At 61.2% G+C, this 14,164-nt stretch carries 12 protein-coding genes; 5 read left to right on the top strand and 7 right to left on the bottom strand.

The window, feature by feature from the left end; all coding sequences use genetic code 11:
- Window positions 1-51: 51 nt before the first annotated feature.
- From tnpC to tnpA, 3 genes are all read right to left on the bottom strand, one after another.
- The gene (gene tnpC / locus V3H18_RS01975) at window positions 52-1,584 is read right to left on the bottom strand and encodes an IS66 family transposase (protein WP_332080200.1); all 1,533 of its coding nucleotides are present in this window, start codon (window positions 1,582-1,584) and stop codon (window positions 52-54) included.
- A gap of 69 nt (window positions 1,585-1,653) precedes the next feature.
- The gene (gene tnpB, locus V3H18_RS01970) at window positions 1,654-2,010 is read right to left on the bottom strand and encodes an IS66 family insertion sequence element accessory protein TnpB (RefSeq protein ID WP_332080199.1); all 357 of its coding nucleotides are present in this window, start codon (window positions 2,008-2,010) and stop codon (window positions 1,654-1,656) included.
- Window positions 2,007-2,453 (bottom strand): IS66-like element accessory protein TnpA, encoded by a 447-nt coding sequence (gene tnpA, locus V3H18_RS01965; protein ID WP_332080198.1) that lies wholly within the window; start codon window positions 2,451-2,453, stop codon window positions 2,007-2,009. The genes tnpB and tnpA overlap by 4 nt, the downstream gene beginning before the upstream one ends.
- Window positions 2,454-2,647: 194 nt before the next feature.
- Here tnpA and V3H18_RS01960 point away from each other — a divergent pair, with 194 nt between their 5' ends.
- Together V3H18_RS01960 and V3H18_RS01955 are read left to right on the top strand one after the other, a co-directional pair.
- The gene (locus V3H18_RS01960) at window positions 2,648-3,301 is read left to right on the top strand and encodes a GNAT family N-acetyltransferase (RefSeq protein WP_332080197.1); all 654 of its coding nucleotides are present in this window, start codon (window positions 2,648-2,650) and stop codon (window positions 3,299-3,301) included.
- 40 nt (window positions 3,302-3,341) lie between these two features.
- Window positions 3,342-3,902: a GNAT family N-acetyltransferase gene (locus V3H18_RS01955; protein ID WP_332080196.1), complete on the top strand. Its 561-nt coding sequence runs from the start codon at window positions 3,342-3,344 to the stop codon at window positions 3,900-3,902.
- Between the two features lie 4 nt (window positions 3,903-3,906).
- Here the strand turns inward: V3H18_RS01955 and V3H18_RS01950 are convergent, their stop codons facing one another.
- From V3H18_RS01950 to V3H18_RS16625, 4 genes are all read right to left on the bottom strand, one after another.
- A complete protein-coding gene (locus V3H18_RS01950; protein WP_332080195.1) occupies window positions 3,907-4,818 on the bottom strand; it encodes a LysR family transcriptional regulator in 912 nt (303 codons plus the stop codon).
- A 737-nt stretch (window positions 4,819-5,555) separates the two neighbouring features.
- Entirely contained in the window at window positions 5,556-6,815 is a 1,260-nt protein-coding gene (locus V3H18_RS01945; RefSeq protein ID WP_332080194.1) for an MFS transporter, read from the bottom strand.
- 747 nt (window positions 6,816-7,562) lie between these two features.
- Window positions 7,563-8,951 (bottom strand): aminotransferase-like domain-containing protein, encoded by a 1,389-nt coding sequence (locus V3H18_RS01940; protein WP_332080193.1) that lies wholly within the window; start codon window positions 8,949-8,951, stop codon window positions 7,563-7,565.
- 281 nt (window positions 8,952-9,232) lie between these two features.
- On the bottom strand, window positions 9,233-9,550 hold the full coding sequence (locus V3H18_RS16625; RefSeq protein ID WP_408631744.1) for a GNAT family N-acetyltransferase: 318 nt from the start codon (window positions 9,548-9,550) through the stop codon (window positions 9,233-9,235).
- A 430-nt stretch (window positions 9,551-9,980) separates the two neighbouring features.
- On the opposite strand from V3H18_RS16625, the gene V3H18_RS01930 reads away from it, so the two are divergent.
- The 3 genes from V3H18_RS01930 to V3H18_RS01920 all read left to right on the top strand — a co-directional run bounded on the left by V3H18_RS01930 (window position 9,981) and on the right by V3H18_RS01920 (window position 14,070).
- Window positions 9,981-11,291, top strand: coding sequence for a YbfB/YjiJ family MFS transporter (locus tag V3H18_RS01930; RefSeq protein WP_332080191.1), 1,311 nt, complete (start codon window positions 9,981-9,983; stop codon window positions 11,289-11,291).
- 503 nt (window positions 11,292-11,794) lie between these two features.
- A complete protein-coding gene (locus V3H18_RS01925) occupies window positions 11,795-12,898 on the top strand; it encodes an MbnP family copper-binding protein (RefSeq protein WP_332080190.1) in 1,104 nt (367 codons plus the stop codon).
- Window positions 12,895-14,070 (top strand): MbnH family di-heme enzyme, encoded by a 1,176-nt coding sequence (locus tag V3H18_RS01920; protein WP_332080189.1) that lies wholly within the window; start codon window positions 12,895-12,897, stop codon window positions 14,068-14,070. Before V3H18_RS01925 ends, V3H18_RS01920 begins: the two co-directional genes overlap by 4 nt.
- The last annotated feature ends 94 nt before the right edge of the window (window positions 14,071-14,164 follow it).

Raw genomic sequence — 14,164 nt, 5'->3', positions numbered from 1 at the left:
TCTCTTGCCCCGGCCGGCAGCTCGTTTTCAAATATTGCGTAAGCGATGTTCTCAGGCCACTGCCTTGAGCTCGGGCGCCCGGATGTAGGCCCACGGCAGGAGATCGTCGATCTGGCTGTTGGGGTGGCCGTTGACGATCCTGGTGAGCACGTCGGCGAGGTAGCCGAGCGGCTCGACTGCATTCAGTTTGCAGGTTTCGATTAGGGAGGCGACGACGGCCCAGTGCTCTGCGCCGCCGTCCGATCCGGCGAAGAGTGCGTTCTTCCGGTTGAGCGCGATCGGGCGGATCGAGCGTTCGACGGTGTTGCTGTCGATCTCGATTCGACCGTCGTCGAGGAAGCGCGACAGGCCATCCCAGCGCGAGAGCGTGTAGCGGATCGCCTCGGCGAGTTTTGTCTTCTGGCTGATCAGCCCGAGCTTCTCGCGCAGCCACGGTTCGAGATCGGTGACGATCGGGAGGCTCTTTTCCTGACGGACAGCACGGCGCTGTTCAGGCGATCGTCCACGGATGTCGTCCTCGATTCTGTAGAGTTCAGCGATCCGTCTCAGCGCCTCGCTGGCGATCGGCGCGGGACCGGCCGCGGCGAGTTCGTAGAAGCGCCGGCGCACGTGCGCCCAGCAGAAGGCGAGCGTGACGCCGCTCTTCTCGGCCAGCACGCGATAGCCGCCATAGCCGTCGACCTGCAGGATACCGGTGAAGCCCGTCAGATGGGCAATCGGCCGCTCGGCCTTTCGGTCGGGCGCATAGACATAGGCCACGCCCGGCGGATCGCTGCCCTGCCATGGCCGATCATCGCGGGCGTAGGCCCATAGCTGGCCTGACTTGGTCTTGCCGCGGCCGGGATCGAGCACCGGTGCCGTGGTTTCGTCGGCGAAGAGTTTCGGTGAGGACTTCAGCTTGCCAAGCAATCGCTCGTGCACCGGACGCAGGTGCCAGGCGGCACGGCCGACCCAGTCGGCGAGCGTGGAGCGATCGAGATTGATGCCCTGCCGGGCGTAGATTTGCGCCTGGCGATAGAGCGGCAGGTGATCGGCGTATTTGGAGACCAGCACCTGGGCAACCGTCGCCTCGGTCGGCAGGCCGCCTTCGATCAGCCGGGCGGAAGCCGGAGCCTGGACGACCATGTCCTCGCAGGCGCGGCAGGCATATTTCGGCCGGCGCACCACGATCACCCGCAGTTGCGCGGGAACGATGTCGAGCCGCTCGCTCACGTCCTCGCCGATCCGGTGCAGGCCATGGCGACAGCAGGGACAGGCGTGATCGTCGATGTCGACGATCGTTTCGACGCGAGGAAGATGCGCAGGCAGTGCGCCACGGTTCGCCCGGCGCTTTCCTGCGCGCTCATTGCGTTCGCGCGGGTCGGCACGTTCGGCTTCTTCTTCGCTCGCTGCCTCGATCTGCTCGGCCTCTTCGAGCCCGAGCAGCAACTGGTCTTCCGGCAGAGTCTCGGCGCGACGGCCGAAGCGGTGACGCTGCAGTTCCCTGATGATCTGGATCAGCCGGGCGTTCTCGACGTCGCGCGCCAGGACCATCGCCTTCAGCGCATCCGGATCGTCGGGAAGCTGGTCGGCCGTCATCGCCATGAGCGGATCAGACCATATTCGCCGGCACCGGGCGACAGTGGAATCCAGGCTGATTCACTTGGTCGCGGATCAACTGGCCTGCACCGGAACACGCGTCCGGCGGGCTTCATGGACCCGTCGCCAGTCGAGACCTTCGAGCAGCGCCGACAGCTGCGCGGCCGTCAGTCGCATGATCCCATCCTGCGCTTTGGGCCAGCGGAACTCGCCATCCTCCAGCCGCTTGGCATAGAGGCAGACGCCGGTGCCGTCCCAGAAGATCAGCTTGATCCGGTCCGTCCGCTTCGCGCGGAACACGTAAACCGCGCCGCTGAACGGGTCGGCGCCCATCGTCTCGCGCACCAGCGCCGCCAGGCCTTCCGCGCCCTTGCGGAAGTCCACCGGCTTCGTCGCGACCATCACCTTGACCGCACCCGTCGGCCCGATCACGACGTTGCCTTCAGCGCACGGATCACCGCCGCCACCGTCTTGGCGTCGGCGCCACGGCCGACCCGCATCGCAACACCGTCGATCTCCAGCTCGATCACGCCGGCGTCTCGCGCGGCCTTCCGCTTCCGCGTCGATCTCGCGCGCTTACCCGCCAGTTTGGGCTCCGGCGCCGCAATCACCGCAGGAACAAACAATGGCTCCGGCTCCCGCGTCTCTTCCAACGGAAGACGCGCGGCCCGACGCCACGCGAACAACTGCTGCGGGGACAATGCATGTCGCCGGGCCACCGCGCTCACGGTCTCGCCGACATCGTAGCTTTCCGCCACGATCCGCGCCTTCTCCTCCGACAACCATTCACGCCGCCGGCCGGAACCCGTGAACACCTCGAAACGCCGCGCGGGCTCGGGATCGTTGGATTTAAGCGTAAGCTCTGAAATCGTCATGTGTCGAAGCCCTCAAAGGCTCCGAACATCGTTCCTTACGATCACGCGCGAAAGGTGCCGCCGGAACAGCGCTTACAATATTGCTGCCTATCCCTGTCGAGATCAGGTTGTCTGTTCTCAGCCAGAGCATCAATAGGTTCATGAACAGTTGCCCCATCTGGAGCTCGCCCACGAACATGCAAGGTGGCAAACCCTTGCCGGACCTGACCACCACCCGCCTCGTCCTGCGACCCCTGAGTTCGGACGACGCGGAAATGCTGTTTCCGATCTTCGGCGATCCCATTGCCATGCATTACTGGGATTTTCCGGTTCGTCGGACTGTGGAGCAAACGGCAGAAATGCTCCGTTCCCATTTCGCTTCCGGACCCTACCAAGGTACGTGGTGCTTGACCTTCAAAGGGGAGCGCTTTCCCGTCGGGATGGTACAATATCATCGACGGGAGCCATGCCACCGGCGGGCCGCCATCAGATATATCTTGGCGCGCAGACATTGGCGGCAAGGTCTGATGAGCGAAGCCGTCCCTGCGCTTCTCTGCTACTGCTTCGAAACGCTTGTCCTTCACCGGGTGGAGGCAGCCATCGAGCCTGACAATATTAACGCCCTCCAGCTCCTTGAACGTCTGTCTTTCCGAAAAGAGGGGCTATTGCGCGGCCGTGATTTCGTGGAGCCCAGCTACCGCGACGTTTTCATCTATGCTCTGCTCGACTCCGAGTGGCGAACGTCAGCCGAGCCGATCGCTGAGCTCGCTGCAACGACCAATGTGGTCAAGTTCTCTGCGACAAGGCGACCCTCATGCGCTTCGAAAGGCTACGCTTGGCCTGGCGCACCGGCGCTGCCCGACGCTTGACCCTCTGACGTGCTTCATGTTGGACGATGCAGGAACGGACATGGCGGCCAGCACTAGCGCGGCGACTCGCAAATCGCGTCCCTCAATCCGCATCCGACTGTACGATGCGCAAGACCGCGAGTTCGTCCGTAGACTGTTCATCGCGGTAAACCGTCAACTCGCGCCGGCGCATCTCAAGAGCCAGTTTGAGATTTATATCGCTCGTGCGCTCGTGGAGGAAATAGAGCGGATTCCGGAATATTACGCGGAACGAGCAGGTTCGTTCTGGATCGCCGAGACTGTTGCCGACAATCGCCTTGTCGGAATGTATGGGCTTGAGGCGGGGGGGAGTGGCGCCGCAGAACTGCGACGCATGTATGTCGCTCCCGCTTTCCGTCGCCAGGGCATCGCGCGCCAAATGTTGGCCCATGCCGAGAGCACCGGCAAGGCAGCGGGATATGACCGGATCGTCCTTAGCACCTCAGAGCTTCAGAAGTCCGCACTCGCTCTGTATCGCAGTGTTGGCTTCAGCCTGGTCGCCGAAGAGACTGCTGACAGAATGTCTCACAAGGTTGTGGGTGCGGGCCTTCGTCGTCACCACATGGCAAAGAAACTGACCTAGTGAGTCAAGGTCGCGTATTTAGTGGAGCGAAGCGCTCCCTCAACAGCCGCACGAATCCCGAGAGGGCCGGATTGGTATTGTCGCGATCCCAATGAGCGGCGTAGCTGATACTGGTGGGTCCGTTGCCGTCGCGTGCTTCTCGATAGACCACGCCGCTGAACGTGCCTCCGATGGAAGCTTCACAAATGAGACTCACGCCAAAGCCAGCACCCACAAGGCTCTTGATGTTCTCTCCGCTGGCATCGTGCCGCACGACTTTCGGCCGATCGCCTGGCGCGGCGAGCTTTGATACCAATATGTCTTGAATCTCAGGTCCTGGATCCTTTTGGCTCAGAAGGAACGTTTCTCCGCGAAGATCTGTCCAGAATACGATCTCATTGCTCGCCAGGGCATGCGACTCAGGCAGTGCAACAATGACGCGTTCGCTCCACAGGGGCAGAGATTCAAGCCGATTGTTACCAAGATCGCCTGTTACGACTGCCACATCGATCGCGCCATTGCTCAACCCGCTGAACAACCGCGCGCGTGTTCCTTCGACCGTGGCAATCTCAACATCAGGCCGGAAGCGTTTGAAGTCCTGTAATGCCAGACGCAGATTTCCGGCAGAAAGCGAAGTGTAGAATCCCACCACCAAGCGCCCCGCCTCACCCCGTCCGGCAGCGGTTGCTGCTGCCGCCATTCTATCGACCTCTTCGACAACGTTCCGAGCTATGCGAACGAATTCGGCTCCGGCCAGCGTTGGGCGCACACCAGCGTGGGAGCGCTCGAACAGCCCGACGCCGAGTTGCAGTTCCACATCCCGAATGCGACGGCTCAAAGTCGACTGACGCAGGCGCAAGCCCTCCGCCGCTCGCCGAAAGCTCCGTTGGTCTGCTGCCGCTATGACGTAGCGCAACTGCCTTAGTTCGATGTCCACGGCCGCGCCTCGCAGTTCCGAACGCGGCGAGCCACGGTGCGAGGGCAGGCGTCATCCAGCCCAATGCGCTGCGCTCGCGCATCTGGTGGGTGAAGACCGAGTATCGATATTGCGTCCTCTCCTGCACCGTGATGGTTCCCAGGCGCCGTCGCCTGCGACCAGCTCGCTTGCGCCGAACAACCTGCCTTTCGAGGGTCTTGCGGTCAGCCGACAAATCATCATCTGCGGATGAAAGGTCGTTCACGGTACCCCAGCTGTGCCGCAGCGGCTGTGAGTTGATGGCGACGCAAGATGTTGGAAGCAATAGTTACGGTCTCTTCGTCCTCCTGTTCTTGATTTTCCCGATAGCGCCTTGGATGCGCGGCCCAGCTTTGCGTAGGGCATGTGCGCCGGCCCGGACAAACCGGCAGATCATTTCCGCCATTTCTACGCTCCGTTGTCGGCGGAGGTCGGCGAAGAACTGATCTCGCTCGTAAATTGACATTCGGCGATATTGCTCGAGCGTTAGCGGAACCTTGTTTGGCGGTGACTGATCGGTGCGCTTGTTGGGCATGAACAAGTGATGCCTGCGGTATCCCCCGCATCGCAAACGGGTACTCTTCATGCTCGCTTGCCAAAATCTCACGCGGTAGCGCAAGAGAATGCCAGCGAGGTGACCGCGGCATTGTGGGTAAGGGGAACACACTAGCGAGGCCGGCGGCCCCGGTGTGGTCCGCCGAGCATCGGCTTGCGGCTAGTCATGTCGTTGCGGGCAACGCTAGACCAGCACCTCCGCTCGAAGGGCGCGGCTGGTCATCCATGAACCACTGCAACAAGAAGGCGCAGGCCCCGATTAAGATCATCGAGCCCCACGCTACCGTATAGGAGCCGGTCACATCGAAGCTTAAACCACCAAGCCATGAGCCGATGAACGCGCCGACCTGATGGCTGAGGAACGCGAAGCCGAAGAGCGTATTGAAGTGTTGCAGACCAAATAGCTTGACAATGAGTCCGCTTACGAGCGGTACAACACCAAGCCAAAGCACGCCCATAGTAGCTGCAAATACAATGGTGGACGCGGGGGTCACGGGCATCGCCACAAAGCAAATGATGGTAATTGTTCGCAGGAGATAGGCTAGGGCGAGAAGTCGCTTCTGACTGTACCGCGCGCCGAGATATCCCGCGAGCAAGGAGCCGGCCGCATTGCCAAGCCCGATGACGCCGAGCGCGGTCGCGCTGATTGTTGGCGGTACGCCGCAGAAGGCGAGGAAAGCGGGCAGATGTACGGTGATATACATCAGTTGAAAGCCGCAGGCAAAGAACGCGATGGTCATGGCAACGAAGCCAGGATGTCGCGCAGCTGCCAGCAACGAGTCGCGGATACTTGAGCCCTCTTGATCAGCCTCCGTCCGGATCTCAGCGGGCTTGGGGCCCATCATCACGCCAAGGACGGCCATCAGCAACGAGATCAGAACAAAGGCGATCGCACCGACCCGCCACCCATTGTGGACGATGAGATACTGACCCAGAGGTGCAATGAGGAGGGTAGCGAGCGATCCCGCGGCTGAGACCATGCCCAGCGTCTGCACCCGCCTATCAGCAGGGACGATGCGCGCTACGGCGCCGAACAGAACGCCGAAGCCAGTGCCGGCGATGCCGATGCCGACCATGAGACCCGCGCCAGCATTTAGTCCAAGTATCGGCTTTCCCCATGCCATCAGTAAGAGACCGAGCGCGTAGATTGCCGCACAGCCGATTACGACTGGTCGAGCCCCGAATCGATCGCCGAGCGCGCCGACGAATGGCTGGCTGATCCCCCAGATCAGGCTCTGTAGCGCAAGCGCGAAGCCAAAGGCCGATGCGGACACGCCAAGCTCCGCATTGATGGGCGGCAGGAATAGACCAAGGCTCTGACGAATCCCCATGCTGATAGATAGGATCGTCGCAGCCGCAATGATCACCAGAACGATAGGAACGGTGAAGCCAGATGATGGGCTCTTGGCGGTTGAGACGCTCATGGTGTTCGTACCTCCATCAGGGGCCGCCCCCATTGCAGGATGGCGGCGGCTCGGTTGGACGATGCGCTCGGATGAACGAGTCCATGTCTGGCAGGACAGCGCTTGGAGGGCTGCGAGACAAACGCGTTACGCTCTCCAACAGGTGAGCAACGCTCAATCCTCCGGCCTTATCGCTCTGGGTGGCCTCTACGCAGCCCGGCTGCGCACGACTACGAACACGGGTAGCGAGCGCTCATGGAATGTCGCTCCTCCAGTGCTCACAAACGAATGACACCTCACAGGATCTCGATGCGATCTCCTGCTATCGCTCAACGCCGGAACACCTCGACGACCGTGTGGCTACCGACGCCAAAACGGTTTTTCGACTTCGCGCACTACGTCCCACCGGGTCAACCCCAAGTCCTTCCATTCGGTAGGCCTCATCTCTGCCAGCTGGCGTCGGCGATAGGCGCGGTCGCGCCAAATTGCGATGCGCTGGAGCAGCCGGCTGATCCTTCCCGCGGATTGTCGGAGCGCAGGGTCACATGTGGCATGGCGGGGCTGCTCGGGCATTTGCCAGAATGCATCCGCGTTTTTGGTCGACGGCAAACGAGAAGGTCTCACCGACGGATGAGCAGAGTTGGCCCCGACCAATCTTGGGCGCGCGGAAAGCATGGAGTGCGTCGAACTATAAGCGGTAAGAACGCATGCAAGCCGAACGCACTGAGCGACTCTCGATCTCCTCGAGATGTGCACAGCCTCGCAACATCAAACCACGGCGCGGCCCTGACGGCTGACTTCGGCTTGCAGTGACTGCGCAATGACGGTGAGTGCGCTTTCAAGCACGGCAAGGCTCGCCGCGCCGCCCAAGCAGATTCTTAGCCCCGATATCTTGTCAGCCGCGACGATGGGTGCGTCCGGAGGCGTGACTTCCACACCGGCACGGAGCGCTCGTCCCGCAGTGCGCTCTGCCTCAAGCGGGGACATTGGAAGCCATACGTGCAGGCTCTGTCGCGAACCTGCAGTGGCAATCGCGCTTCCCAAGATCCGCTTCGCTACATCGAACCTGTTACGCGCGTCCTCCACGATCTGGTCGGCAATCAGATCAGCGGTCCCGTCCTCAACCCATTGGCTGAAGACAAGCGCTCCTAGCGCTGGGGGGGCGTAACCGGTCGCGCGCACATGGCGCAAAATTTGATCCCGGACGACAGCGTTTGGCGCGCGCAGGAATCCGAGGCGGAGGCCCGGCGAAAAGGCCTTTGAGACGGTCGCGACATGGATCGTCCGCTCCGGCGCCAGCTCTGCAAAGGTCGGCGGCCTATCCTCGAGCGATGCTATCGCCCGATACGCTTCATCCTCGACGATCAGCACATTATGCTTCCGGGCGATCGTCGCAACCTGCTTCCGCCGCGAAGCGCTCATCGTGATTGTCGTCGGATTCTGCAGGGTCGGTATGGTGTAGAGTATGCGAGCTTCGGTCTCCACGATCGCCTTCTCCAGGGACGCCGGCTTGAGGCCTCCCGCATCGAGCTCGACACCGTGAAGGCGATAGCTTCCGACTTCCGCCAACGTCTTAGCGCCATGGAACGTGGCGGCCTCACAGAGGATCATATCCCCGGGGCGGCACAGGGCGCCGAACACGAGCGCAAGGGCATGCTGGCCGCCATTGGTTTGTATAATATCGTTTACGCTGACATCCTCCATGCCATGCCGACGCCGAAGCCACTCTGCCCCAATGCGACGTACGACCTCGAGTCCTTCCGGCGGCGCATACTCTGCGGCCAGGGCGAGATCGGGTCTCCGCCGCAGCCGGGCAAGCGCCTCAGCAAAGTGCTTTGCCCCAGGACCGCCCGCTGGAAGATTGCGCGCGAGATCGACGGTGCCGTCGGGCGCACTCGAGGGGTGTGGGCGACCGTCGCCTGCAACAAATGATCCACGCCCGACATGCCCGAATAGTAATCCGCGACGCTCCGCTTCTCCGTAGGCCTTCGTGATCGTCCCGATGCTTACTGAGAGCACATGCGCCAGATCACGATGCGGCGGGAGGCGAACGCCCGGCGGCAGCGTCCCGTCCCGGATATCGCATTCGATCGCATCGGCGATCCGCTCATAGAGTGGAGCGTCCCCCGCTGGCACGTCCGGCTTCCAGGCGGTCATCCGCAATCCCCTTTTGTCATATGACAATATCATATTTGACTTATGGGACAATAGATCACGTCGCCTATGGATTTAATCGCGGCAAACCAAGCTGTCGTGTTTCTGATCGCGTCATTAGGTCCACTCTCGCGGTGGCGTTTGTCACCATCACGCCTGGTGCGACGCGGTTCTCGGTATCTGTACAGCCGCATCAGCCGATGAAAATGGAGCTTCGGGGAAATTAGTGCCTATGAGCAAGGAAGCCGGCGCCATCGCGGGCATCTGGAAAGCAGCTTAGCTGTCTATCGACAGCCGATATGCTCGCGCTCGGCACGAGCATTAGCGGTGGCGCCATAGCCGAATGCGTGTGACGGAGCGAGTTCGGCCAAGAAACTCACCTCAAGGCCAGGCCCGCTGATTGGACAGAAGCCTGTCGACCGCAGGAGCGCTCGAGCCGCAGTATTGTCGGAGCGGACGTGAGCGACCACTTGACTGGCGCCAAGATGAACCGCCTCGCCGAAGGCGCGATACGTCAGCGCGCTTCCGATCCGACGCCGCTGCATGTCCGATCGGACGAGGAGCGCGAACTCATACTGACCGTTGGTGAGCTTGGCCAGCATTGCGGCTCCAACCAAAGATTCGGCATTCCAAGCCCCGATGGCACGATAGCCCGGCCCGACCGGCGCTAACAAAGCCGGAAGGCCTTCGGGCTGGACTGGGCGCCCGAAACGCGCGCGTACATCCTCGCTCTGCAGCTTCGACACGAACTCAGCAAAGTCGGAGGTCGGCAGCAGCGGCGAAATAACGAGGGAACGACACGCTGTTTCGGTCACGAAAGGAGGCCTCTGCGAGAACTCTCCCATCATCCGCATCGGTCCCCGTACCGACCACCGCATATTTCACGTGTGCAAGAGATCATTCCTCACGCGACGCCGACGTGAGAATTGCTCTCGTTGACCTGACGGCTTTTCGTCGGCCGGTTCAGTTCCTCCGTGCCTAGTCTCGACCTTTCAGACTTTGGTTCATGACCATTCAGCAGGTTGAGGGCTGATGACCGACGCTAAGGATCTTAGTTGGTGGAAGCTGACGACCGCCGCCCTGCTAGCGATCTTCGTCGGAATTGGCTTGTCGCGTTTTGCCTACTCGCCGTTGATCCCGGTTCTCATCGCTGAAGATTGGTTCACTCCGGCGCAGACCGTTTATCTTGGAGCCGCGAACCTCGCCGGATATCTCTTCGGGGCACTGATTGGCCAGCAAATCGCAATGCGATGGCAGGCGAAGCGAGCCTTGCGGCTAATGATGTTGGGAGCGACGGTCGCGTTTTTCGCAAGCGCCACACCTCTTCCTTTCGTCTGGTTCTTTGCATGGCGATTCGTCTCGGGCTTGACCGGGGGCTCGCTGATGGTGCTGGCGGCCCCGACCATTCTCCCATTCGTGCCGGAAAAGAGGCGCGGACTTTCTGCCGGACTCATCTTTTCGGGTGTCGGGTCTGGCACAATCCTTTCGGGCACCCTCGTACCGGCCTTGGTCTCCGTGGGGCCGACAGTAACTTGGTGCGTGCTTGGCTCGCTTTCGCTGATCGCGACGGCATGCGCGTGGAACTGGTGGCCCACCGAAGCACCTTTGGTGCCGGCTGCCAGAAGCGTTCGGATCGGAGAGTCCGGTCGAGGAAGGCTCCGTGATCCTCAACTGGTCGCGGTCTACGTCATCTATGGATTGGTAGCTGTCGGACTCGTGCCGCACATGGTCTTCCTTGTCGACTTCGTTGCGCGAGGGCTATCAAGCGGGCTTGAGGTCGGTGGCCGGTATTGGGTCGTCTTCGGAATCGGCGCGCTCCTAGGGCCCATCATTGCCGGGCGTTCGGCGGACACCATCGGCTTTGCGAGTGCGCTGCGATGGGCGATTGCCTGCCAAGTCATTTGCGTCGCGCTACCCGTCTTCGCCAGGTCGCCAGTCGCGTTGATCGTTTCCAGTCTGGTCATCGGCGGCTCCGTTTCCGGCACCGTGACCCTTGCGCTTGGCCGCACGCAAGAAATCATCGCCGACCCGGATGATCGCAAGACGGCATGGAGCGTCGCCACGATTGTCTTTGCACTCGGCCAAGCATCGGCTGGCTACCTATTCTCCTATGTCTTCGCGGCCACCGAAGGTGACTATCTCGTGCTGTTCACTATTGGATCTGTCGCGCTGAGCATCGCTCTGTTGGTTTCGCTCACGCCGCTTGGCGGTTCCGGGCGCAAGCGACAGCCTGCCAGAAAGCGACGGCGGCTCCCCGACGTGCATGAGTGCAACCGCGAGGATTTCAGCCTGACCCAGGGCGATACTATGAAGTGGAAGAAATCACGATCCGGATCGACCTGAATCGCTCCATCCTCAACGACACTAGAATCGAGGCCCTTGCCGACTTTGCACTCACTCCTGCACCCGCGATAGCGCGCTTCGGAGCGATCAGTCGTAGTAGTTTTGGCGCGGCTCGGATGCACACTGCGGTGTTCGCGGCCCGAAGGTTAGAATATCATAGCGCTCCAGCGGAAACGTAGTTATCAGTTTCATCTACGCTGGGGCGCCATTTCGCAACCAATTGGGAACGCCGATTTCCGGCCTGGCGCGGCGATAAGCGCGCGCAGCAAAGCGCGTTTTTCGCCAGCGATCCGGCCTTCCGTTTCGCAACTCGCCCTCTTCCTTAGGCTGCGACGAATTCTGAGACAGTTCGGAACGCTCCGCCGCCCAAAAAATACGGCGCCGGCAAAAATTTTTTTGTCGGCTTTTGCCGACGAAAAACGTCTTACCCTTTGGGCAGGAGCGCGCCGACGATCAGAGCGCCCTGTCGGCGGTCGCGTCTGACGCGGACGAGGGGAGTTCAGATGGGCGGCAAAAGTTTCCTATTCGGCAGTTTCCTATTCGGCTTGAGCATCCTTGTGGGTTTCGCCACGGCCTCGCGGGCGGAGCAGCCCTCCATAAAGCGCGCGGTCGTCATTTCATTCGGCCTTTCGGCGGGAGGGCAAGGCGTCGGCTGCGGCCCTGACATCAAAGGCCTTGGGAAAAATCATGTCGACGCGAAACTTCATGACGCGCGCTTTTATATTTCTGGGCTGGCGCTCGTCGAACGAAGCGGTCGGGAAATTCCGGTCGAATTGGAGCAGAACGATTGGCAATACGCTGATACGGCGCTCCTGAATTTCGCTGACAAAAGCGGCGCCTGCAAGGGCATGACGACTCTCAACGACAGCATCAAGGGAACCGTTCCGCCCGGCCATTATGAGGGTCTCGTCTTCACCGTCGGCGTCCCGAGCCTCGTCAAGGGAGAGGACGGAAAGGATGTCGTGCTCAACCACTCCAATTTCGCCACGGCGCCCGCGCCCCTGGACATACAGGCCATGGCTTGGAACTGGCTGGCGGGGCGCAAATTCATAAAGATCGAGGTCGATCCCGAAGGCGGCGTCACGCGCCCGCCATTGCCTCAAAGGCCGAAACAAACAGCCTCCGCCGCGCCGGCGCCGGGCGCGACGTCCGATGCCGCGAACGGCTCCGATCCGGCAAAAGCCGATCCGACGAAGTCCGATCCGCCCGAAGCGGTCAAAGTGAACGCCGACGGCACGGTGACCGTAGCAACCTGGATGCTGCATCTTGGCTCGACAGGCTGTAAAGGCGATCCTCTCACGGGCGAGATCATATCCTGCTCGGCCGCAAATCGCGTTCCGGTTCGCTTCGCGGCGTTCAATCCCGACAAGCAGCGCGTCGTGCTGGATCTCGAAGCCCTGTTCGCCGGCGTCGATCTCAATCGCGACACAGGCGGCGCAACCGGCTGCATGAGCGGTCCGTTCGATGGCGAATGCCCGCCGATCTTTGAAAAGCTCGGCCTCAATCTGAAGGAAACCGCGCCCGACGCCAATGACGCTGGCAGACCGTCCAAGACCGGCGTCAAGATTTTCCGGGTTGAATCGAAACCGCGCGCGGCTTTGAAATGATGAAGCTGCGCTCCTTCATTCTCGCGGCGGCGCCTTTCGTCGCGCTCGCCGGGCCCGCCGCCGCCGATCCTGCGGCGTGGTCCTGGTCGCTTCCGAGCTTTTTGCCGCCGCCGCGCGCGCCCGCCGACAATCCGATGTCCGAAGCGCGCTTTCAACTCGGCCGCAAGCTGTTTTACGAGACGAGACTGTCCGGCAATGGCAAGGAAAGCTGCGCGTCCTGCCATTTGCAGAAACTCGCCTTTACCGACGGCCGGAAGGTTTCTGTCGGAGCGACCGGCGAGACGACTCCCCGCAATGCGCCGAGCATCGTCAATTCCGCCTGGCGCGCGACGCTCACCTGGGCCAATCCGGCGATGGTGACATTGGAGCGCCAGATGGAAGCGCCGATGTTTGGCGAAGCGCCAATCGAAATGGGCGTCAACGATCAAAACAAGAAAGAAATTCTAAGCCGGTTCAAGAGCGACGCCGATTATCGACGCGACTTCGCGGAGGCTTTTCCCGGCGAGCCGGATCCGATCGCCTTCGGCAATATCATCAAGGCGATCTCCGTGTTCGAACGCGGCGTCGTGTCCGCTTCGTCGAAATATGACCTCTATCTTGAAGGAAAGGCGACGCTGACGCCCGAAGAGACGCGCGGCAAAGACCTCTTTTTCGGCGAAAAGGCCGAGTGCCATCATTGCCATGGCAGCGTCAATTTCGACGATCAGTTCTATCATGCGCGAACCCGCGAAATCGAAACGCCCTTTCACAATACCGGCCTCTACAATATCGATGGGAAGGGCGATTATCCGACGCCCAATCGCGGCCTGTTCGAAATCACCGGCGCGATCGAGGATATGGGAAAGTTCCGCGCGCCGAGCTTGCGAAACATCGCCGTGACGGGCCCTTATATGCATGACGGGAGCGTCGCGACGCTCGAAGAAGTGATCGACATCTACGCCGCCGGCGGACGCAATGTGACGAGCGGACCGGAGCAAGGGGACGGAAGACTCAATTCGCGAAAGAGCGAGCTGATCGTTCCAATAGACCTGAGCGAGCAAGAGAAGCGCGATCTCGTGGCGTTCCTTAAGACTCTCACCGACGAAGAGCTTTTGACCTCTTCCCGATTTTCCGATCCCTGGCAAAAGACGCCGGTCGAGCAACGCGTCATCCATAACGTCTCCGACAGGTAAGACGCGCATGTCGATATTGGAGCGCCTTCGCGAATCGTCGATTCGCGAAGGCGCTCTCCTTTTTTGATTTGACGCATTTTCTGCGCGTAGACGG

This window comes from Methylocystis borbori (assembly GCF_036576025.1).
GTDB classification, from domain to species: domain Bacteria; phylum Pseudomonadota; class Alphaproteobacteria; order Rhizobiales; family Beijerinckiaceae; genus Methylocystis; species Methylocystis borbori.
The sequence above is the reverse complement of the archived record's forward strand: the minus strand, read 5'-3'. Positions and strand labels throughout refer to the sequence as shown.